General features: G+C 52.7%; 8 protein-coding genes. 4 read left to right on the top strand and 4 right to left on the bottom strand.

Annotation, left to right across the window (positions count from 1 at the left end):
- The first annotated feature begins 396 nt into the window (after positions 1 to 396).
- Positions 397 to 1,533: a PDDEXK nuclease domain-containing protein gene (locus tag KTQ90_RS03275; RefSeq protein WP_217317179.1), complete on the top strand. Its 1,137-nt coding sequence runs from the start codon at positions 397 to 399 to the stop codon at positions 1,531 to 1,533.
- Between the two features lie 777 nt (positions 1,534 to 2,310).
- On the opposite strand, the gene KTQ90_RS03270 is transcribed toward KTQ90_RS03275, so the two are convergent.
- The 4 genes from KTQ90_RS03270 to KTQ90_RS13650 all read right to left on the bottom strand — a co-directional run bounded on the left by KTQ90_RS03270 (position 2,311) and on the right by KTQ90_RS13650 (position 16,055).
- Positions 2,311 to 3,459: an OmpA family protein gene (locus KTQ90_RS03270; RefSeq protein ID WP_217317178.1), complete on the bottom strand. Its 1,149-nt coding sequence runs from the start codon at positions 3,457 to 3,459 to the stop codon at positions 2,311 to 2,313.
- Between the two features lie 21 nt (positions 3,460 to 3,480).
- Positions 3,481 to 4,986: a hypothetical protein gene (locus tag KTQ90_RS03265; protein ID WP_217317177.1), complete on the bottom strand. Its 1,506-nt coding sequence runs from the start codon at positions 4,984 to 4,986 to the stop codon at positions 3,481 to 3,483.
- 21 nt (positions 4,987 to 5,007) lie between these two features.
- Positions 5,008 to 14,730: a LamG-like jellyroll fold domain-containing protein gene (locus KTQ90_RS03260; RefSeq protein ID WP_217317176.1), complete on the bottom strand. Its 9,723-nt coding sequence runs from the start codon at positions 14,728 to 14,730 to the stop codon at positions 5,008 to 5,010.
- A 182-nt stretch (positions 14,731 to 14,912) separates the two neighbouring features.
- Complete coding sequence (locus KTQ90_RS13650) at positions 14,913 to 16,055, bottom strand: AraC family transcriptional regulator (protein ID WP_254359448.1); 1,143 nt, start codon at positions 16,053 to 16,055, stop codon at positions 14,913 to 14,915.
- Between the two features lie 421 nt (positions 16,056 to 16,476).
- Between KTQ90_RS13650 and KTQ90_RS03250 the strand changes: the two genes are divergently transcribed.
- The 3 genes from KTQ90_RS03250 (at position 16,477) to KTQ90_RS03240 (ending at position 23,351) form a co-directional block, all read left to right on the top strand.
- The gene (locus KTQ90_RS03250; protein ID WP_217317175.1) at positions 16,477 to 18,681 is read left to right on the top strand and encodes a sodium-translocating pyrophosphatase; all 2,205 of its coding nucleotides are present in this window, start codon (positions 16,477 to 16,479) and stop codon (positions 18,679 to 18,681) included.
- Between the two features lie 187 nt (positions 18,682 to 18,868).
- The gene (locus KTQ90_RS03245; RefSeq protein ID WP_217317174.1) at positions 18,869 to 22,147 is read left to right on the top strand and encodes a TonB-dependent receptor; all 3,279 of its coding nucleotides are present in this window, start codon (positions 18,869 to 18,871) and stop codon (positions 22,145 to 22,147) included.
- A 16-nt stretch (positions 22,148 to 22,163) separates the two neighbouring features.
- Positions 22,164 to 23,351, top strand: a complete 1,188-nt coding sequence (locus KTQ90_RS03240) for an alkaline phosphatase family protein (protein WP_217317173.1) — start codon at positions 22,164 to 22,166, stop codon at positions 23,349 to 23,351.
- The last annotated feature ends 2 nt before the right edge of the window (positions 23,352 to 23,353 follow it).

Raw genomic sequence — 23,353 nt, 5'->3', positions numbered from 1 at the left:
GTGAAAAAATCTGCCATATCTCCCAGCTTCTGCATAACTCGTTGTATATAAGCAAAATAAAGGCTGGCAGATAGCTCGAAAATCGGGTTATCTACCAGCCTATCTACCAGCCTTAACAAGCTATCCTCCAGCCTCAATAATCCTTCTGACAGCCTCAACAATCTATCTGACATGGTAGTTCTTTACAAGTGAGCACATTTTTAAACAATTCAGTTTGCATTTTATTGTGACACCTCAAAGAAAAGCATTACATTTGCAGGTGAAAGGCAGTTTAAACGAAGTCTTCCATATGCTGAAAGACAACGAGATACGCCAGTACGGAGAATACCGTACCAAGCGCCTCGTCCTTGAAGCATGGAACAAATTTGGATTTGACAATTAAAACGAGCAATTACAATGGTAGAAAATAGTATAAACGTCCAAGTACACAATGATTTCAATCAAATTTTTGAAATCATCAATTATCATCGTCAACGGGTTTCAAAAACTGTTGATGACGAATCCCTGCGTATGATATGGGAAGTTGGAGGCTATGTTAGCAAAAAACTAAAAGCATCAGAATGGGGATCTAATATTGTACGTCAACTATCAGAATACATAAGAACTCAAGACCCAACTATTAAAGGTTGGAGTTATCGTACTATATATAAAATGGTGCAATTTTATGAGGTATATAGCTCAACATCATTTAAGAATCTGTTGCAAACCACAAAATTAGTTCAGTTTACAAAATTAGAATTACCATCAAAAGATTTTGTGCCATTTGAAACGGCACAAATTGGGAAAGATGATTTTGTGCCATTTGAAACGGCACAAATTCCTACTATTCTATTTTCTACTGGTTGGACTAACCATCAAATCATAATGAATCGCTGCAAAAGCGATGATGAGCGTCTGTTCTATATTTTGTTTGCTCAAAAAGAACATTTGCAAAACAAACAATTAGAGCGGGCTATCAAGACAGACACTATGGCATCAATTTTAAGAGCTAAAGATATTCAATCAGAAGCTCTGCATACCACTTATACAAAATCGCCAGCCCTTTTCAAAGACACTGCATACCTTGACTTTCTTGGATTACCACAAAGATATAAAGAGACAAGATTACGCAAAGGAATTGTTGAGCACATGAAGGAATTTATTCTTGAAATGGGTAAGGACTTCCTATTTATTGATGAAGAGCATCCTATAAAAGTTGGAGGGAAAACGTACAAAATTGACTTGCTTTTCTATCACAGGCAATTGCAGTGTATGGTTGCATTTGAGTTAAAGACAACAGAATTTCACCCCTCTTACCAAGGACAGTTAGAATTTTACCTCGAGGCACTTGACCAAGAAGAGCGCAGATCTAATGAGAACCCAACCATTGGCATTATCCTGTGCAAAGAATCTGATATGGAAACTGTCAGATTTGCTCTCAATCGCAGCATGAGCCCAATGATGATCATGCAATACAAAGAGCAATTGAAAGTTGGCAGCGTTATACAACGCAGTATTGAAGAATATTGCAAGTATATCAATGCTGAATTGTAAAACCAAGCATATTCCAAGTAGAATAAGAACATTTAGTGGTCTTGAAAAGTAAATAAATAACTAATACAGATATTAATAATTTAGACTTGTAGCAAGATGAAGAAAACGACATGGATCAACGATAACGGAAATTTATGTTTCTTTTGGGGAAGGAGACTCATATAAAAGTGTCTTGTGTTTTTTCTCAGCAATCCTCATAGTACTGATCCAGGCATTATAGACTACTTTTGGGTTAAAGGGATCTGTTCAAGAGTTCTAATAGGTGTATTCATAGCCATGTTTATAGCATATAACTATGTGAGCCATAAAAGCAATAAAAAAGATGCTATTCTCTTATCTATAATAAAGGATAAGTTTGAAGTGATTCTTCAGATATAATTGTAATGACATTTTATCTGAAGAGTCACTTGTACGTGAAAAAATCTGCCATATCTCCCAGTTTCGGCATAACTCATTGTATATAAGCAAAATAAAGGCTGGCAGATAACTCGATAATCGGGTTATCTACCAGCCTATCTGCCAGCCTTAACAAGCTATCCTCCAGCCTTAACAAACCATCTGCCAGCCTGTCAATGCGATTAACGCAGACTGGAAACAAGATTACCGCGTAGCGAAAATATCATTACCGCGTAGCGAAAATAACATTACCGCATTGCGGTAACAGAAGTACCACGCTGCGGTAATGTGCTTGGGGCTTAAGAAATCGCCCCTTTCTCTTAAAGAAGTTCTTCCTTTTTCTGAAGAAATATCTTCCTTTTTCAATTTACTAAATACGCATCACTCGGGCAGTGCTGTTACAATCACTACGCGATTAAGATCGTTATCTTCGTACGGCTGCGCATTGCTGCCGATGCCTTGCGCCTCGATGCGCGACGGAGCGATGCCGTAACGCTCTATGAGGATATTGCGCACGTTGTCGGTGCGGCGTATGGAAAGCATCAGGTTGGTGCGCTCCTTGCCAGTTGCCTTGTCGGCATAGCCGTCGAGACGGATGCGTGCAGAAGGGTTCTGCTTGAGATATTCGACGATGTTCTCAAACACTATGTCCTGCTTCTTCTCGGGCTTGGCGGAAGCGCAAGCGAAGCTGACCGAGGCGAGACGGAACGCTTCCTGTTTCTTCGCAACCGACTTCTCCACTATGCGGTCCTTGAAGACGGGACGCTCCACTATCCGCTCCTTCACGTACACCGTGTCGACCACGGCTTCACGACGGAGCTTATGGCAACGCTGCTTCTTGGCGCAAGGCTTTGAGGCGTTGAAGCGATAGGTCAGTCCGAGCGTTGCACCGAGCGTCGGCTCGTACTTGCGCCCCGTGATGCGACCGTCGAAATGGTCGGGCATGAGAGCCGAAGCTATCTCAAGGTTTACATCCATGCACTTCAGTACGCTGTACTTGGCAGCTATAGAGAAGTTGGCTGTGAGCGAGTTGGCGTCCGCCGTGCCGCGATAGGCGAAGGTGCGGGCGTAGCCCAATCCTACAGCCGGAAGCACATCGAAGCGGCCCTCGCTGCGGAAGAGCAGACGCGAGAGGCTCACCATGAAGTCGGCATGAGCGTTGACGTAACGCAGATAATGGCGATAGGTGCCGTCGGGGCGGACCGTCACATTGTCGATAACGGGGTCGTGAGGACCGTATATAGAGCCGTCGGTCTGCGGGTCGCGCAAATAGAGTCCTTCGGATGTGGACATGCCGTTGAGCGCATAGCCGCCAATCTGCAGGCGCAGGGCGTAAGCCGGAGTGATCCACTTGCCGACGCCGATGCGGTATGAAGGAGTGAGACGCTTGCCGAAGTGCAGCTTGCCGGCATCGCTCGAGAAGATAGTCTGCACGCCTCCGCCCGCCTCAACGAACCATCCGTTCTGTGCAGATGCCGGGAGCAGCGACATGCACCCCAGCACCATGCTTATTATAGTTTTCTTATTCATATATACAGATAGGTTTTAAGCTTATTCAACAATGAGGAAAGCAGGTCTGCTGGGCTCGCCGGCTGTGCCGTAGCTTGTGCCGTCGGCAAACGCGAAAGCCGAGACAGCCTGATAGAGATACTTGTTGCGTGCGGCATAATACTTCAGCGTAACGGGTTCCTCCGCTCCCATGCTGCCGTTTATCTCCATGCGGAAGACATACTCGCCGTTCTCCGCCTGTTCTGCCTTTGCCATGCCGCGACATTCTGCGCCCACGAATGCAGCCATGAGGTCGTCTGCCGTTGCCTGGCGCACGATGTTCTGAGGCAATGCCACGCAAGCTGTCATCTTGAGCGGATGCTTGCCGGCGAGAACGAGAGGCAGGGTGAGCGGCTGCTCGGGCGAAGCCTCCACCTTGCCGTCGGCGAAGGCGAGGCATGCAGGAGCCGTGAACACGTAGCTGTTGCGATGGCTGTAATAGCGTATGTCTACCGACGCCGCCTGTGAGCTGACGCCGTTGACTACCATCTTGTATACCGGTCTGCCGTCCTGCTCGCCCACGAGTTCGCCCACGCCGGCGCAGACATTGCCAATGAACGCCGCCAAGCGGTCGGCCGTCTTGTCGGCATAGCCGGCTGTGAGGGCGTCGAGGGTGAGATAGGCGGTCATGCTGCCCTGCGGCACGAAGGTGAGCGCGAGCGGCTGTTCGGCTGCTCCAACCACCGATGCGCGCTTTCCTACGGCGAAGGTCTGCTCAGATACGAACACCTGCTTCTTCGCTGCGCTGTAATAGCGGAACATCACCTGCTCGCCCTCGGCACGTCCGAGGATGTCGTACCAGTAGAGCATATCAGCCTCGCTCTCCACGTGCTTTATGCCGCGACACTCGTCGCCCACAAACGCCTGCAGCTCGTCGCCGGCGGATACTGTGAACGGCAGCTTCGCCTTATCCACCTTCACCCATGCCTTGGTAGGTACGGGGAATGGTCCCGACTGCTCGAAGTCGGGATAGGCGGGAGCGTCGGCTGTGCCGTAAATCTTGTCAACCTCATATCTGACGTCGGACGCTACGGAGACATACGTGCGCTTGGCGGCAGCACTGTAATAGCGGAACTCCACATTGCCGTTCTCGCTCGACGGCGCCTTCACGTGGATGAAGAAGAGGCGCACGCCGTCGTTCATCACCGTCTTAGCCACGCCGCGACACTCGCCGCCAATGAAGGCTGCCATCTTGTCGCCGTCGGCGGCAAGCGTTTCGAGCACCGGCGAGAGACGCACTACGGCAGTCATGCTCATCGGATAGACACTCTTGTCGGGGTCGCTCCACAACGGCGCCTGATCGTTGCCGCTGAAGTTGGCTCGCCACATCGGGGCGGAAGCAGGAGTGGCAGACGCCACCTGCCATGTTGGAGCCTCGCTTACGAAGTCCTCCTCAACCACGCTCCACTGGGGAGCGGGTTGTTGCGGATAAGTCTTGTCGCCCTCTTCGGTGCATTGTGCGAAGAGAAAGCCCAATGCGGCGAGAAACGAATACTTTATATATTTCATATAGTCTTTCTTTATAAAATATTACTTCTTGATAGCCTTCATCGAGTAAACGTTGCCGTCTACGGCGATGCTGACGATATACACACCAGCCGGAACGGTGTTGCCGGCGTTCCATGTGATGTCCACATTGCCGCCTGCGTTGCAGTCGTTCCATGCCACGATACGCTTGCCGCTCATGTCGCTGACGTATACATCTGTATAGGCGTCGCGGTCGACAATGGCACGTATCTTCAGCTGCGAGTAGAACGGCGACGGATAGATGTAGAGTCCGCCCTCGGTGCCGAGGAAGCTGATGCGCATCGGCTCGCTGAGGGTGCCCACATTGCTGTTGGCAGCATAGCTTACGGCGCTCGGTGCCTTGGCTACGACGTCGCCGTCGCGCTCTACAGTCACGTCAACAGCCTCGGGCTTGTCGCCACCGATGGTGAGCATGAAGACGGTTCTGCCGTCGGGCAGAGCTATAGCCTCGGCATAGCCGCGCGGCTCGCCTGCTACGTAGCTCACAAGGCGGTCGCCCTGCTGCAGCTCTACGCCCTCTACTTCTACAACAGCCGTCATGTTGGCTGAGTAGGGGAAGTAAGCCGTTGGCTCGTCCGCGCTCTTCACGGCCTTAGCCTTGCGACCTACAGAAGTCTTCGACGGATACTGCAGCTGAGCATCGTCCTGCGACTGGCGCTGGAGCATGTATCCCTTGCCGTTCTCCATGTACGTCAGACTGCCTATCCATCCCAGATTGCCGCTGTACATAGCCATCTGCGTCTGCGACTTCACGATGTCGCCCTCCTTGGCGTCGTAGCCGGCGAGAGCCTCCTTGAGCGTGAAGTTGTCCGAAGGCAGATACGAGATGTAGTTCCAGCGTGCTGTGCCGTCTGCCTTTGCTCCGCGTATGGTGAGCTTGTGCGAGGTGGGGTCAACAACCGGTCCTGAGATATGCAGGCTCTGCGGCTGCGAACTGTGTACGAGATACATCTGGTCGTTGTCGATGGCGGTGAGCTGTCCCATCCATCCGTTGCGCTTTGTCCACGATGCGAAGCCGTACTGCTCGTTCTTCACCTGGTCGTCTGATGTCCACTTGCCGTCGGCAAGCAGCTTGTTGAGATCGGAGAGCTTGTCGGATGCGATGTTCGTCGATATCCACGTCCATCCCTCGTTCAGCGTGATGTTCTGCACACGATAGTCCTTCGCCGTGAACAGCACCGGCTGCGACGGACTGCCCACTACGGCGTTGTTCTCGAAGCTTATAGGCTTCTCGCTCTCGGCTATGTAGGTCTGTCCGGTGCTTGCGTCCCAGATGCGGAACTCGAGGTTGTCGCTGCTTACTTCGTTAGAGTAAACCGTGAGCATGGCGTAGTACATATCGTTCTGCTTGTAGTAGCGGTTGTTGCATACGCCTACGCACTTTCCGCCGCTGAACGCAGCAAGCATGTCCTCGTCGTCAGAAGAGTATACCTTATTAATATACAACTTGCCGAAGACAGACATATTATACTTGAAGTCGGCGGCGTTCACCGTCCAGTCGGGCTTCTCGCCCTCTACCTTCACCGTGAGCTGCAGAGCCTCCACCACGTTGTTGTCGCCACGCAGATAGAGCGTCTCGTCGTATGTGCCGATGTTCAGACTCGGGTCGATAGTCAGCACGATGTCCTGCGACGCTGTCGGGTCGATAGTGCCGCTTGCGGGTTCTGCCTCCAGCCATGAAGGAAGGTTCTCTACGGTGAAGTGTTCTATCGAACCGCCGTTGTTGAGCGCCTTCACCCTGATGGTCTTCTCCTCGTTGAGCTTCTTCACTACGGTGAGAGCCCGGTCGCTCCACTTCAGCTGGTTGCGGTCGATGAAAGCGCTCCATGTTATCGGCGAGAGAATCTCGTTGCCGTTCTTGTCGCGCACGCCGTCCACCGTGAACTTCACGATAGTCTTCTCTATGCGCTCGTAAGGCTCCTTCAGATTGATGATGAGCGCGTCGTTGTTCACTACGAAGTCGTAGAGCAGCTTGCTCTCCGGACCTTTAGCCTTGACGGGTGCAGAGGTCTTGGTCTCGACGTCGCCGCCTACCACCACTGCGTCAGGCACCTTCTGTGTCGGGTCAGCCTGCTGCTTCTGGTCTTTCAGAGAGAACTGCAGTTCCTTCACGCCCTGCCATTCGATGTATGTCTCGAACGGATAGTAAGCCAAGAGTCCCTTCTCAGTGCCGTCAAGACGGTTGCTGTTGCCATTCTCCACGAGCGTTTCGCTCTTGTAGAGATTCCATACACGCACCTCGTCAATCTCGCCCTTGAAGAAGTTGTCTGCCTTCTCCTGCTGCAGGTTGTCGGCAGGAGTCCACACACGAGCGCCGAGATGTATGTAAGCCGCTGCTATGCCACCAAGGTCGGCTGCCTCGAAGTAAGTGTTCAGCTTGCCGTCCACGTATATCTGTGCGCGTCCGCTTGTGCGGTTCACAGCCACAGCCACATGGTGCCAGTCGTTATCGGCGTAGCTACCGTCGCACGCCACACGCACACCGTTGTTGTGGAACACCAGTCGGCCTTCCTCCAGATTGAGTGCGAAGAGATTGAGCGAACCGCCCATGTCCTCGCCGTCGCCGCGTCCGTTAGAGATGATGGTAGCCGTCTGCTGAGCCTCGTCAGCCTTAAACCAAGTCTCAATGGTGTAGTCCATAGTGTTGTCCACCACACACGAACTGCCCGAAGAGAGTTTTAGGTACTGGTCCTTGCCGTTGAACGCAACTGCGCGTCCCTCAGGATTAGCCCATTCGGCGCCTCTCATCTCGAGGTTTGCGCCGTGTGCCTTGTCTGCAAGCACGTCGCCCTTAGCCTCCGACATCGGATAGTAGGCGATGAGATTGCTTTCGGCGCCAGAGAGCATGGTCAGCGAGTTGGTCTGCAGACGTGCCGGTGTCAGCACCTTGTCCCAGATGCGAGCGCCGTGCATCTTGCCTGCGAAGTGTCCACTTCCGTCTACGCTGGCTCCGAACACGTAAGCGCCCTCGCCGTTGTACTCGCCCACCTCAGCTGCGCTGATAAGCTGCTCGTAGTTGTAGTAAGCCGACACGTTTCCTTCATTATTATATACAAGAGCCACGTGTGCCCATGTGCCCTGCTCGTAGTCGAACGCCTTGTCGCTGACGATGGTCTTGTCAGCCACCTTCACCTTCAAGCGGTTGTCGCTCGTCGTTGCAAGCTCTATCGCGCTGTTGGCGTTGCCCTGACTGAAGAGTACGGCGTCCTGTGCCTTGTCGGCGAGGGTCCACATCTCTACAGTGAGGTTCTTGCCGCTCCAGTTGCGCTGGAACTCCGACACGAGTTCGTCGTTCTTGCCGTCCAGACGCACGCTCACGCTGTGGTCGGTCTGTGCGCCGTTGCGTATACCTGTCACCGAGAAGTTGTTGTCGGTGAGGAGTCCGTCGGCTATCGGCTCGTTGAACGTCAGCTTCACCTCGTCGTTCACGGTGAGCACGCCATTCGCCGGCTGCGCACTACCGAAGAGGCGTGGGTTGTACATATCCTTTATGCCGCTGTGTACGGCAGAATAGTTATAAACCTCCGCGTTGTTTATCATGCTCGTACCTACGGTGCGCAGGTCGTAGCGCTGATCCTGCAAGTCGTCCATAAACCAGCTATACTTGATGGTGCCGGCGTCTGCAGCCTTTATCATCTCGGCGTTCATGCCGTTCTTCACAGCCTGGTCGTAGAGAGCCTGGTCGTTGTAGTAGCTCATGAGTGTTGTCCAGTCGTTGTCGCTGCCCGACGATGGCTTATACTGAAGCATGATGCGATGGAAGTTGTCGTAGTTCACATCGAAGCCGTCAATCACTACGTCCATGTAATGCTTCTGCACGCCGTTCACCTCAGCCGTTGGCAACTTGGTGTTGTATGTCCAGTTGTCGGTAGGCTTCTTCAGGTTCACGTCTGTAGCCGAAGGAGTGAAGTGTACGCTGAACGTCACGTCATCATATATTTCATCCTGGAAGTCGGTGGGGTCGCACTGACACTGCGACTGCAACATCAGTCGAAGATTGTCGTAGTTCATCACCGAACCCTTGCGCACTTCGAGTGTCTTGGTGAGTGTTCCGCCAGCCGGCACGAGCAATGCTCTGCCGTTACCTATCGGTGCACCATCGATGAGCAACTGTGCTCCGTTAGGATTGCTGCTGTCGTCGATGACAAGGTTATACCAGTTGTCGTCCTGCGACTCAGAGTTGTTGCGCAGATAGAGCGTGAAGTAAGCCGACTTGCCCGAAGGAACATTCTCGATGAAGTCCTTCTCGACGGTTATCTCCGGCACCTCCATCTGAACAGTAGCCTCATTTATCACGTGCTGTCCCGACTCGTAGTACTTGGTCTTGTATTCGCCCTCGTAAGGACACGACGTAGCGCCGCCACGAGTCTTGAAGATGAACGTAGAGAAAGTCTGTCCCTCCTCATTCTTCATATCCTTGTACTTGATATACTGGTCGCCATTCTTATATCCTGCCTCACGACATACGTCTACAGAGATATAGTCGGAGCCTTCCTCCGCAAGCACATAACCCTTACAGTGGCGTGCAGTCTCCTCATTGGTAAACTCGCCGCCATGCTCCGTAGTAACTTTCTCGTCGATGTTCAGCACGAAACCAGTTCCGTCAAAACCCCAGCCTACGTTGGTGGAGTACTGTGCTCCGACCAGCAGGCTGAAACGCGTGGTCTCCGAGCGTCCCACTCCATACTCCTCAGAGTATTCGTACGAAGCGCCGCCCTGGAACGAATGGTTCTGCATGAGTTCTGCCTTAACCTTCTGTTCCTCGTTATTGCGAAGCTGTGTCTTCCAGTTCTCGATAGACTGGTTGAGATACATGATGGTGTCTTCCTTCATCACCACTCCCTTAGGAGCATAGATCTTATAGCTCGGTCCGTCACACGGATCGTCGGCATTTGCACCACCGAACACCTTGTCGTTGTTGCTCTTGCCATAGTTGGGGTCGTCTGTAGCCAGCTTCGACACGTAGACCGGAAGCTTGGTATTGTCAGCCATTGCCTGGAAATCCAAAGCCTCCGACTGCTGATGCAGCATGCTGTTACGCACCTCCTCAAGCTTCGGCAGCAATACCTTCTCGATGTGTACCTGCGGATAGATGAACATCGTGCCGTACTTCTGCGAGAGTCCCAAACCAGTGGCCTTCACGAGCAGATAGTCGTTGGCAGCCGGTGTAACATCACCGAACAGTTCGTATTTATTAGGTGCAGACTGATACATCTCGCGCGAAACCACGGCGATGTTCTGCGTCTTGCCCACACCGATGTTGGTAGAGAATCCGACGAAGAGGTCGCCGTCGGCTCCTACATATTGCGGGTCGCTGCTTGTCTCGAAGCGCGTGGTGGTGGTCATTGTCTTAGTGTCAGTGTCCGTACCGCCAATCGTCTCGCTATGAGATACGCCGAAAGAGTATTCGTCCTTTATCTCGTTATTTGTGATTTTTCCGGCTCCGACACCGGCAAATGTCATAAGTTCAAGACCAATCTTTGCTTCATTGTTAAGCACTCCCTCGTTGGTGACATTGCCCTCATAGGAACTTGTGCTTGTCACAGTGACGCCCTTCTCAAGATAAGCATACGAGTTGCTTCCCGGCGGGTCGCGCAGCACGAAGAGCACCTTGTCCGGTCCGTTCGTAACGAAGTCCGAACCTAAAGTCTTTGCACCAATTACGATAGCCTTAGTGTTGCCCTTGCCGTCAAAGCCACCCTTCCAGTTGATTGTTGTAGAAGATGTGCTCTGGCTGTTTTCGCTGTAGGTCATATCCATAGCGGCAGAGCGCAGAGCCGAGGTCATTTCCGGATTGTTAACCTGGAATGTCCATTCAGCCTCACCGTTCTTGTCGGTAGTGATGTCCTCTTGCGTTCCGTACGCAATGTCGCCTCTACTGAATGACAGCTTAGCCTCAGGCGTAGGCACGATGTCTTCCTTAACGCCATCCTTACGTCTGCCGTCCTTATCCTTATACTCGTACACCTCTGCTGTGGTGATATGATAAGTGACGTATTGTCCCTGCTCATACACCGGCACGCCGAGTGTGTAAGGCTGTGCAGCATTGTCAGGATTGTAAGTCTTTACTTTTATAGTTTTTGTTTGGTCGAGGGTAGCTACGGTAAGTTCTTCCTTTCCGAAGAAGTCCTGCAGTTTGCCTTTCACCTTCTCCTTCACGAGGATAGACGGAGTGTAGCGCTTGATGAACTGCTGCTTCTTGTTGTAATAGACTGTGTCGCTGCAATTGACAAACTTGCCCTGCGTAGAGATAGAGTCTACATACTCGTTCACCTCGCTCTGCTTTGCAAACTCATTGCTCAGGTTGAGGTCCTCACCACTGCCCGGGATGTTGTCATGGCCGGGCACAACTACATTAATCTTATACTTCTCAGGAATGAGATCGGCGTAGAACTCACCCGTCTCGGCATCAGGATAGATAGTAATCTTGTTGCCGTCGTAAGCTACGCGGTTCTGGTGCTGCTTGCTAACGTACACGCCCTTAACATGATTGAGCGTAGTTTCGCGAGCCTCAGTCGTCATCTTATAGGCTTCGTTCTGATATGTAAGCTCGATGCGTACGTCGTCAGCGAGGTTGTTCTTCGAGAGCGAGTGACCCACGGGGAACGCTTCCTGCTTGGTGCCGCCGGCAACACGTCCGATGTAACGTACGGTTGTAACGTCAAAGATTTCGAATCCGTTGTCGTCGTCCTGATAGTTGCGGTCGGTGCCGTCGCTGTTGGTCAGCTTGCCGCCGTTCTCGAACGTATGGTTGGCAAGCACAGCCTTCACCTCGTGCTGTCCTACAGGCACGCTTATGGTGAACTGTCCGTGAGCGTCGGTCTTCACAATGTTGCTCTTGCCGTCCATAACGGTTACGCCGTCAACGGCGAACGACACTCCCTCTACGGGCACGTTGCCGCCCTTGTACATCACCTTACCCGAGATGTTGAACGACGACTTGTCGGTGAAGTTCACGGTGTGGCTCTGTGCCTGCGAGTTGATGAGGCGCAGCTCCTTAGCCGACGCAAACTGATGGATGCCGAGTGTCGGCACAATCATGTACGTAGTTCCGTTGCCGGTGTAAGGCAGCGAGCGAATCTGATAAGATCCGTCTACAGAAGTGTAGCTGCTGTGTCCGAGCTGAGCAGAAGTCGGGATGTCTTTCGCACTGATCGTTACGCCCGTAGCCACACCATGGTTCATGTTATACTTAGTGCCCTTGTACGAGATGTCGTAGAAGGCGTCGTCAACCGAATAGTCGAAGGTGTAGTAAGCCTGCAGACCGTCCTCATTACCTACGAGGTAGCGGTCGTAGTCGCTTGCGATGGTGTCAGCGCTGAGCGCCTTGTTCCACAGACGCACCTCGTCTATGGCTCCTTCGAAGCCTTCGCCCATCACCACCTTATTGTTATTGCCCGTAATCTGAGCCGTACGCTCGGCTTCTGCCACAGCCTCACCGTTTATATATATAATAAGGTGTGTAGCGCTTGCCACGGCTGAGAGATGTACAAACTGGTCAGAAGAAACGAATTCGCTGAGCTTCTTCGGTGTCTTCAGCGTCTGAGTGCCTGCCGAGAACTCAATCTTCTTGTCCTTATACGCCAACTTGTACATGCCCGACTTCTCGATGATGGTGCCTTCCTTGGCTGCTCTCACCCATGCCTGAAGCGTAGCTGCCTGCGTGGCGTCATTCAGAAGCTGGTCGTTGTCAACGGTAAGATTAGACGCACCTGTGAACACGTACGACTTGCCCGGAACGCCCGAACCATCCGTAGCCTCAGCACTTACCTTGGCGCCCGACACAGCCTGTCCGCTCTCGAACGTCACGCGTCCGTAGATGTCGCCCGTAGGTGTGCGGAAGCCCACGTCGGTGAGCACCTCATCGCTCTCAAGCAGATTGCCCGAGCACATCACCTGACCCTTGATTTGATAGTCGTAGACCACGCCGGGAACGGCGTTCACGTCGTTATAGTAATAGTCGTTCTGAGCCTCGTTGCCCTCAGTGACGGCTATCTGCTTATAGTCTGTATCAGGAGCGCCATGCTCCTTGCGGTTGATGACGAAGCGCTCAAAGTTGCCCTTACTGCTCCACGCCAGTTCTACGCGGTCAGAATAATATCCCTTGCCGGCTGTAAACGCAACAAGATTGCCTATGCTTGTGGGCATGATTGACTCCGGCGCAGCCACCGTAGGCAGAGTGCCGTAAGCCTCGGCAGGCTTCACAGTAAGGCGGTAACGATATTCGTTGCACACCATTATCATGTCGTCAACATACTTGCCGCTGAGGAATTCTTCCTTCGACAGCTCGATGTTGTCAGTAGTATTGGTCGTAACGTTCAGTCGCGTAAGCACCGCCTTGGTGCCCGAACTCCAGGTGTCGCCCTCTGTCTGCCAAGTGATAGTGGCAGTCTTGGCTTCCTCGTCCAGTACGGCATGCACAGAACCTGCCGTAACATTGCTGTGCTTTGTAGAAACATCGAGAGAGGTCTGCTTGCTGAAAGCGTTGTTCCACACGTCAGAGTTGCCTGTATGCGAACGCTTAACTCTGAATTCATAATTCATACTCCTGCCTAAAGGCACGTCAAATTCATAGCTATATGCTGTCTTACCAGCCATATACTTGATATTCTGTGTGGTTGTCTCCACAGCATTTGTAGCCCGATCAGTACTCTTGATTGTGAGCACCATATTGTCCTCAATGCAGTTCTGCGTAGGTGCCGCACTGAGATTCCAGTTCACCTTCATCTTGCGCGTCACCTGATCATAGTTGGCGCTAATCTCATTCACCTGCGGATAGGCTGGGCGGGTGTAGCTGTCACTTAACGTAGAGTAGGTCACCTTGTTGTTATTGCTTGGAGTATACTTCTGCTTCACCTTATAGTCGGAGAAGTTGTCAAGGCTCATTCTTTCAGTCGGGATGAAGAGCGAACCGCTTGTTTGACTGCCTACTAAAGAGTCTGTTCCATTTATTTCCTTTCCCTCCGAGTCGCATATGAAGTAATATCCGTAGCGATCGATAGATTTGTTGGTTGCCGTTCCGTTTTTCTTCCAATCAATGAAATATCCGGGTTTATTCTGCTTTACGCCATAATAGGCATTTGTGATTATGGTCGGCGTACAGCCGTATCTGGTGTCTACGATTTCAGTGAAATCAACTTTCTGGTCTGTCGCCGTTTTAGTTCTGCGCCACCATTTTCCATTATAGTATACCTCTTGGTCTTTACCGATTCGGTCCTGCGTCAGCGGAACGGTAATTTTCAGGTAATAGGCGCTCTTGCCATTGCTCGTGACAACCCTGTCACCGAGCCATTCCACGGATACGTCCTTATTGAGCGTTTTACCATCGTCGTTCTTGACATATTTTTTGAAATCTTTAGAATTGTTCCACGTTCCGCTCGGACCGTTTATTTTAATACCATATCCAGCCACAGTGACTGTCAGATAGCCATCGTCACCGATGAATCCGCAATGGCCGTCATCTCCTCCACCCCACGATTGGTAAACGCGGATGTCGAGCACGATAGTGGCATTTATCGGATCATACCATTGACTTATCCATTTGTTATTCCAATCGTCATACGCCGACGCCTTCTGCACTGAGAACGCCATCAGCATCATGACGCAAAGGAAGAACTGCATGAATCTTCCCGCAGGCGTCCGCATGGAGCGCCGCGCAGAAACAGAATTGCCTGCAACCCGCCCGTCCAAATAAGGCGGAGGTTGCTTCTCTCTTCTTCTTTTCATTTTAATGATGTTTTATAGTTATTGATTAATGTAAATTATGTGATTTCGTTTCACATCACAAATTTAGACTTTTTCATTAAAATTAAGTGTCTGATTGCTGCGTCGCTGTGTCTACTTCCAACAAAAAAGGTGTCCACTTCGTAGGAAGTAGACACCTTAACAGTGTGTATCTTAACTCGTTATTATGCTTGTTTGTCTCGCCAGGCGAAAGGCGTGCATCCCTCTTTCTCCTTAAACACTCTGTATAGATATGAGCGCGAGGAGAAGCCGCACTCGGAGGAGATGATGTCGTTGCTGTAGTCGGGATACTCCATCATCATGCGTTTGGCTGCATTGAAACGTATCTCGCTGAGCCATATACGGAACGTCGTGTTCTGGCACTGGCTGAAGAACTGCGTCAGTTCGTTTTTGTTGATGTCCAGCGAATGTGACAATGTAAGCATATTGACCGAACTGTCCTTATAGCCCATGTCTGCGCACCACTTGTCGAGCGCCGCCTGGATGAAGGCGCTGCGTTCGGCTGAGAGGCGCTGCGCGGACCGGTCAGAGTCAGCCGCCGACTGCCGGGCGCAGCTCTCTGCCGTCGTCTGTTCGTCGTCGGCGTCGGTTTCGTCGTTGCCTCTTTCCCTATCCAGCAGCTCCTCGGTAGGTACGTAACAGTTGCCGAACGCCACAAAGTTCACGATGAAGAAAAGCGTTATAAGGAGTCCCAACGGACCAACTACATACAACAACTTGGTGGAGAGAATGGCGAACGGCATGGATATGGCTATGAGGGAAAGCATCGCGATGCTCGCGCGGGCATATCTTATAAAAGGCAGCATATCCGTGGCTGTCATCGTCTCAAGGAGTTTCTTCCGCTTGTTCATCTCTATTATTATCATGTATATGCAGTAGACAATATTGCCAAAAAAGAGAGCAAGCATCACGTAAAGCCATGCGCCAATGTTCAGGGAGCCGCTAAAGCTGTAGCCCACAGCGAAGGCGGCAAGCATGGCGGCGTATACGGCGGCGCAGATAAGGTTCATCTTACGACGCTTGGTGTGGGTAGCCTCAATGTTGTAGATAGCCATCGAGAAAAGCGTGAAGCAAGGCAGGTAGACCAGCACGTTGATGACGGCTCCCACATCTTCGTCCGTGGCGCGGAAGCCGAAGTACATCTGCAGGAAGAAGTGTACCGCCATAAAAAGCAGGGCTGAGAATATCATCCAGCGCGACCACTCATACCGCCGGTTTATCCATCTCACGTGAAGACGCGTGACGGCAATGAAGAATGCGCTGATAAACATGAATATCAGACATGCAAACTGTAACAAATATAACATAACTCTTCTGGTATATATTAATCGTATCTTTCTCTGCGGATGAGCATCCGCTTATGTTAAGATACGCAAAGTTACGCAAAAAACGGAAAAGCATAAAGAATAAAGAAAAGAAGTTGAGCGTTTTTCTTGCGAAAGAACCGCAACAATGCTATTACAACGCCGTGGTAACGATGTTACCGTTGCGCGGTAATGGTGTTACAGCACTGCGGTAATGACGTTACACCACCGCGGTAATGGGCTGCAGCTCCACAAGGTTTGCTTTTTTTGCGCAAATAATTCATCGTTTTTCCCATTCGTGTTGTTTTATTTCATATATTTGCAAAATCTTTTATAGAAATAACAATCGTAAAGCAACGATGCGCAATCGTAAAGCAAACCGACAACTACTATTATCTATTATCAACCTAATAAACAAGACGTTATGAACAACATTCCATTAGTATTTTGGCTTATCCCGATAGCCAGCGTTGTAGCATTGGGAATGGCATGGTTCTTCTTCCGCTCGATGATGAACGAAGACGAAGGCACAGACAGAATGAAAGAGATAGCAGAACACGTGCGCAAGGGCGCAATGGCATACCTCAAGCAGCAGTACAAGGTTGTGACAATCGTGTTCGTGGTGCTCGCCATCGTGTTCGCGTTCATGGCTTATGTGCTTAAGGTGCAGAACCCGTGGGTGCCGTTCGCATTCCTCACGGGCGGTCTGTTCTCGGGTCTTGCAGGCTTCTTCGGCATGAAGACCGCAACCTACGCTTCGGCACGCACCGCAAACGGAGCACGCACGAGTCTGGACAAAGGTCTGAAGATAGCATTCCGCAGCGGCGCCGTTATGGGTCTCGTCGTTGTGGGCCTCGGACTGCTCGACATCGCCATCTGGTTTGTTGTTCTTAACGCCGTTTACGACGGAGAGGCTACCGCCCTCGTCACCATCACCACCACTATGCTCACCTTCGGTATGGGTGCTTCTACGCAGGCTCTCTTCGCCCGCGTCGGCGGAGGCATCTACACCAAGGCTGCCGACGTAGGAGCCGACCTCGTGGGCAAGGTGGAGGCTAACATACCCGAGGACGACCCGCGCAACCCCGCCACCATCGCCGACAACGTGGGCGACAACGTGGGCGACGTGGCTGGTATGGGCGCCGACCTCTACGAGAGCTACTGCGGCTCTATCCTGTCGACGGCTGCGCTCGGCGCAACGGCGTTCGCCATGAACGCAGACATGCAGCTGCGCGCCGTGATTGCGCCAATGGTGATTGCGGCTATCGGCATCTTCCTCTCGCTCATCGGCATCTTCCTCGTGCGCACCAAGGAGGGCGCAACGATGAAGGAACTGCTCCACTCGCTCGGTCTCGGCACCAACGTGAGTGCGGCGCTCATAGCCGTTGCCACCTTTATTATATTATACCTGCTGGGCATAGAGAACTGGCTCGGACTCTCGTTCTCGGTGATTAGCGGACTCGTGGCAGGCGTCGTAATCGGTCAGGCTACCGAATACTACACCTCGCACAGCTACACTCCGACGCAGAAGATTGCGGAGGCTTCGCAGACCGGTCCCGCTACGGTTATTATAAAAGGTATAGGAACGGGCATGATATCGACAATGATACCCGTAGTGACCATCTCGGTAGCCATCATGCTCAGCTATCTCTGCGCCAACGGCTTCGACATGTCGCTCTCGGCTAAGTCGATAAGCACCGGTCTCTACGGCATCGGCATCGCTGCCGTGGGCATGCTCTCGACACTCGGCATCACTCTCGCCACCGACGCCTACGGACCTATCGCCGACAACGCCGGCGGCAACGCGGAGATGAGCGGACTGGGCAAGGAAGTGCGCGAGCGCACCGACGCTCTCGACGCTCTCGGCAACACCACAGCGGCTACGGGCAAGGGCTTCGCCATCGGTTCGGCGGCGCTCACGGCGCTGGCTCTGCTTGCTTCGTACATAGAGGAGATAAAGATAGCGATGATACGCGCCGTGGACAACGGCAAGCAGTATCTCGACGCAGTGGGCAACGTGTTCGACCCGACCGACGCAAGCACGATAGACTTCATAGAGTTCTTCCAGGTGAACCTCATCAATCCGAAGGTGCTCGTCGGAGCATTCCTCGGAGCCATGGCAGCCTTCCTGTTCTGCGGCCTCACGATGGGCGCAGTAGGCAGAGCTGCGGAGTCGATGGTGCAGGAGGTGCGCCGTCAGTTCCGCGAGATTAAGGGCATACTCGAAGGCAAGGCAACGCCCGACTACGGTCGTTGCGTGGAGATAAGCACACGCAGCGCACAGCGCGAGATGATTGTGCCGTCGCTGCTCGCCATCGTCATACCTATCGTCGTGGGCTTGGTGCTCGGCGTAGCCGGTGTGCTCGGTCTGCTCACGGGCGGCTTGGCGGCAGGCTTCACGCTCGCCGTGTTCATGTCCAACTCGGGCGGCGCATGGGACAACGCGAAGAAGATGATTGAGGAAGGCCACTTCGAAGGCAAGGGCAGCGACAACCACAAGGCCACCATCGTAGGCGACACCGTGGGCGATCCGTTCAAGGACACCTCAGGACCGTCGCTCAACATCCTCATCAAGCTCATGTCTATGGTGAGCATCGTGATGGCTGGTCTGACCATCGCCTTCTTGTAACGTAAGGGATTATTGGGCTAAAAACAGAAAGCCCCAGCAAATAAAAACGTTTGCCGGGGCTTTCTTTTTAACTAATAATGGGCATGAAACAAAATATTAATGCTTTTTTATTAACTTTCTCATTTATTTAGTTTAATTTTGCAAAACGAAAGGAAATAACAACCATCTAACTAAATTTTTGTGTAATATGAAAAAGTTCCTCCTTACTTTTGCTATGCTGATAGTAGCTGTCAGCTCGGCATTGGCACAGGTTACGACCTCTGCGTTATCAGGAAAAGTTTCGCTTCAGAGCAACGGCGAGTCGCTTATCGGCGCTGTTGTGCAGGCTGTGCATGAGCCTTCGGGCACACGCTACGCCACAGCGACTAACATCGACGGACGCTATACCATCCAGGGTATGCGTGTCGGCGGTCCGTACAAGGTAACTGTTAGCTACATCGGCTACACCAAGAAGAACATTACGGGCATCACGCTGCAGCTCGGTGAGACCTACAACCTCAACGTGAACATGAGCGAAGACCAGAACGAGCTGGGCGAGGTAGTAGTAAGCGCAAAGGGTTCGAAGTTCGCAGGCGAGAAGACCGGTGCAACAACCAACATCTCGCAGACCCAGATGCAGAACATTCCGACCATCAACCGCAGCATCTCTGACATCGCACGCCTCTCGCCGTACGCTAACGGCATGAGCTTCGCAGGCGGTGACGGACGTTCTACAAACTTCACACTCGACGGTGCGAACCTCAACAACAACTTCGGTCTGACATCCAAGCTCCCGGGCGGCGGCAATCCTATCTCTATGGACGCCATCGACGAGGTGCAGGTAGTGGTTTCGCCGTATGATGTGCGCCAGACCAACTTCATCGGCGGCGGCATCAACGCCGTTACAAAGTCGGGTACGAACACCTTCAAGGGTTCGGCATACATCTACTACAACAACGAGAACATGCACGGCAACCGCGTTGACGACGCCGACCTCGGCGAGCGCGGCAAGAACCGCACAACGACCTACGGCTTCACCCTCGGCGGCCCGATCGTGAAGGACAAGCTCTTCTTCTTCGCCAACGCCGAATATACAAAGGTACCGGGCGTAGCTAACCGCTGGGCTCCGTCTGAGAACGGCAAGGCTGACATCGACAAGTACATCTCTCGTACAAAGAAGAGCGACCTCGACCGCGTCGCTCAGTTCCTTAAGGAGAAGTACGGCTACAACCCGGGTTCTTACACCAACTGGGGCGCCGACGAGCACAACCTCAAGTTGCTCGGCCGCATCGACTGGAACATCACCAACGACCACCATCTTGCAGTGCGCTTCAACCACACAGCCAACAAGATGTGGAACGCGCCTAACGGCAACTCGTCTGACACGGGCTACCGTCTGCGCAACATGGACCGCCTCTCGCAGTACTCGATGTCGTTCTCAAACTCTATGTACTCAATGGAGAACAACGTGACATCTGTAACTGCCGACCTCAACAGCCGCTTCGGCGAAAAGTTCGCCAACCAGTTGCTCTTCACATATACAGACATGAAGGACGGACGCGGTTCTGACTCTTCTATCTTCCCGTTCGTCGACATCATGAACGGCTACGAGACTCTCGCCGACGGTACCGTTAAGCAGGACCTCTCGCCGTATATGAGCTTCGGCTACGAGCTCTTCTCTTACAACAACCAGGTGAAGAACAAGGTGCTCAGCCTTACCGACAACTTCACATGGTATGCTGGCAACCACAAGGTGACAGCGGGCTTCAACTTCGAGCATCAGCTTGCTAACAACGCATACATGCGCGGCGGCACAGGCTACTACCGCTACCGCTCGCTCGACGACTTCCTCACTGGCGCTGCGCCTGAGACCGTGGGCCTCGCTTACGGCTACAACGGAGCTACAAGCCCTACATCAGAGGTTAAGTTCAACCAGTATGGCATCTACCTGCAGGACGAGTGGAACGTGAACGACCGCCTGAAGCTCACCGGCGGTATCCGCTTCGATAACATCGCCTTCGACGACGACGACATCATGACCAACAACGCCATCAAGGCACTCGACTTCGGCGGAAAGCATATCGACACCGGTATGTGGCCGAAGAGCAACATTCAGATTTCGCCGCGCGTAGGCTTCGTATGGGACGTGCTGGGCAACAAGAGCCTCAAGGTGCGTGGCGGTACTGGTCTGTTCGCAGGCCGTCTGCCGTTGGTATTCTTCACCAACATGCCGAGCAACTCGGGTATGATTCAGCAGAACCCGTTCAACGCTGTTACAAAGTACAACAGCGACGGCACTGTGAAGTCATCTGACCCGCTGCTCAACAACTTCAAGGGCGGACTCGTAACCGACCGCGACAAGATTCGCGAACTGCTCGGTGCGCCGGCAAACATCACTCCTGACGACGGCACTCTGGCAAGAACCATCGGCGGCGTAGACCGCAACTTCAAGATGCCGCAGGTATGGAAGTCGTCACTCGCTGTAGACTATCAGGTGCCGGTTAGCTTCCCGATGACACTCACAGCCGAGTTCATCTACACAAAGAAGATCACCGACGTGATGCTGAAGAACTACAACATCAAGGACGACACTTCTGAATGGGGTCACCTCAACGGAGCTGACAACCGCCTCGTTTATCCGAAGAACTTCACATACTACTCGAACATCAACGATGCGTGCGTGCTCACCAACACTCACAAGGGATACGGCTACACCTTCAACATCACAGCTACAGCCGAGCCGCTGAAGAACCTCAACGTGATGGCTGCCTACACACACACCGTGATGAAGGAGGTATCGGGTATGCCGGGTAGCAACGCTTCTTCTGCATGGTCGGGTCTGTACACCATCAACGGTCCTAACTTCTCTAAGGTGCAGAACTCACAGTACGTCATCCCAGACCGCATCATCGCTAACGTAAGCTACAAGTATGCCAAGGATCACTTCAGCCTCTTCTACACAGGCTACTCTCCGTCGGGCTACAGCTTCCTCTACAACGGCGATATCAACGGCGACGGCATCAAGAACGACTTGATGTACATACCGAGAAACGACTCTGAAATCAACTTCGTAAGCGACGCCGACCGCGAGGCATTCTGGAAGTTCGTAGAGCAGGACAAGTATCTGAAGAACCATAAGGGCGAGTACGCAGAGGCTTACAGCGCTCGTGCTCCGTTCATACACCGCTTCGACTTCCGTTGGGCACACGACTTCGACGTGAAGATAGGCAACACACGCAACCGCCTGCAGCTCAGCCTCGACATCATGAACGTAGGCAACCTCTTCAACTCGAAGTGGGGCGTAGCCAAGAACATGGGCAGCTGCAACAACGGCCAGATTCTGAAGGTGAACAAGGTGGAGAACAACACACCGGTGTTCAGCATGATGAAGGTGAACGGCGAGTATGCTACAAAGACCTGGAACTTCAACCACAACTACGACCAGTGCTGGAAGATGCAGATCGGTATCAAGTACACATTCAACTAATTCATAACAGACAGATATGAGAAGGATAATTGTTGTCCTTTCGCTATTACTTTGTTCGCTGGCAAGCTCGCTTGCCGGCGAACATCGTATTGTGATAGTCTCTCTCGACGGTTGCCGCTGGGACTATCCGCAGATGTACCACACGCCGTTCCTCGACAAGCTTGGACATGACGGCGTGCAAGCTGTGATGCAGCCCTCGTTTCCCTCGTCTACCTTCCCCAACCACTACACGCTCGCCACCGGCCTCGTGCCCGACCACCACGGCATCATCGCCAACGTGTTCTACCACAAGGCTACCAACACCACCTTCGCTCTGGGCAAGAACCAGAACGACCCTGCCTACTGGGGCGGCGACCCGATATGGCTCACCGCAAAACGTCAGGGCAAGCGCGTGGGCGTGGTCTACTGGCCTGGCTCCGACGTGGCTATCAAGGGCGAATATCCCGACTACTGGCACAGCTACGCCAAGAAGCCGCTGCTGACGTATGTGGAGCGAGTGGCGAAGATTGAGGAGATGCTGAAGATGCCTGCCGACAAGCGTCCGCAGCTCATCATGGCTTACTTCGACGAGCCCGACCACAGCGGACACGCCTTCGGACCGGAGAGTCCTGAGACGCGAAAGCAGGTGGAGGCGCTCGACGGTCTGCTCAACCAGCTCTGGAACGACATACAGCGCATGCCCGACGCTGCCGACATCGACCTTATCGTGACTGCCGACCACGGCATGGCGCGTCTCTCTAACGAGCGCATCATACGTCTCGACAAGGTGCTCGACAAGTCGTGGTACGAGCGCCTCGCGACGGGCTTCCCCACAATGGTGTTCGCCAAGAAGGGCTGCGAGGGTAAGATTCTGAAGGCGCTCAACGCCGTGCCTCACCTCAGGGCGTACCGCAAGGCTGAGGTGCCGGAATATCTGCACTTCGGCACGAACGAGAACATCGGCGACATCGTGGTGCTCAGCGACATCGGATTCGTCACGAGCGAGCACGACCGCACCATAGCCGGCGCGCACGGCTTTGACCCTACGTACAGCGACATGCACGTGCTGTTCCGCGCCTGTGGTCCCGACTTCCGCAAGGGCTACACCCGCGAGTCTACCTTCCGCAACGTGAACGTCTACCCTCTCCTCGCCCATCTGCTCGGCATCACACCCTCGCCGTCGGATGGAAGTCTGGAGGAAGTGAAGGATATGCTTGCGGAGTAATA

This window comes from Leyella stercorea (assembly GCF_019052365.1).
Classification (GTDB): Bacteria; Bacteroidota; Bacteroidia; order Bacteroidales; family Bacteroidaceae; genus Prevotella.
This window is presented reverse-complemented; position numbering and strand designations above follow the sequence as displayed.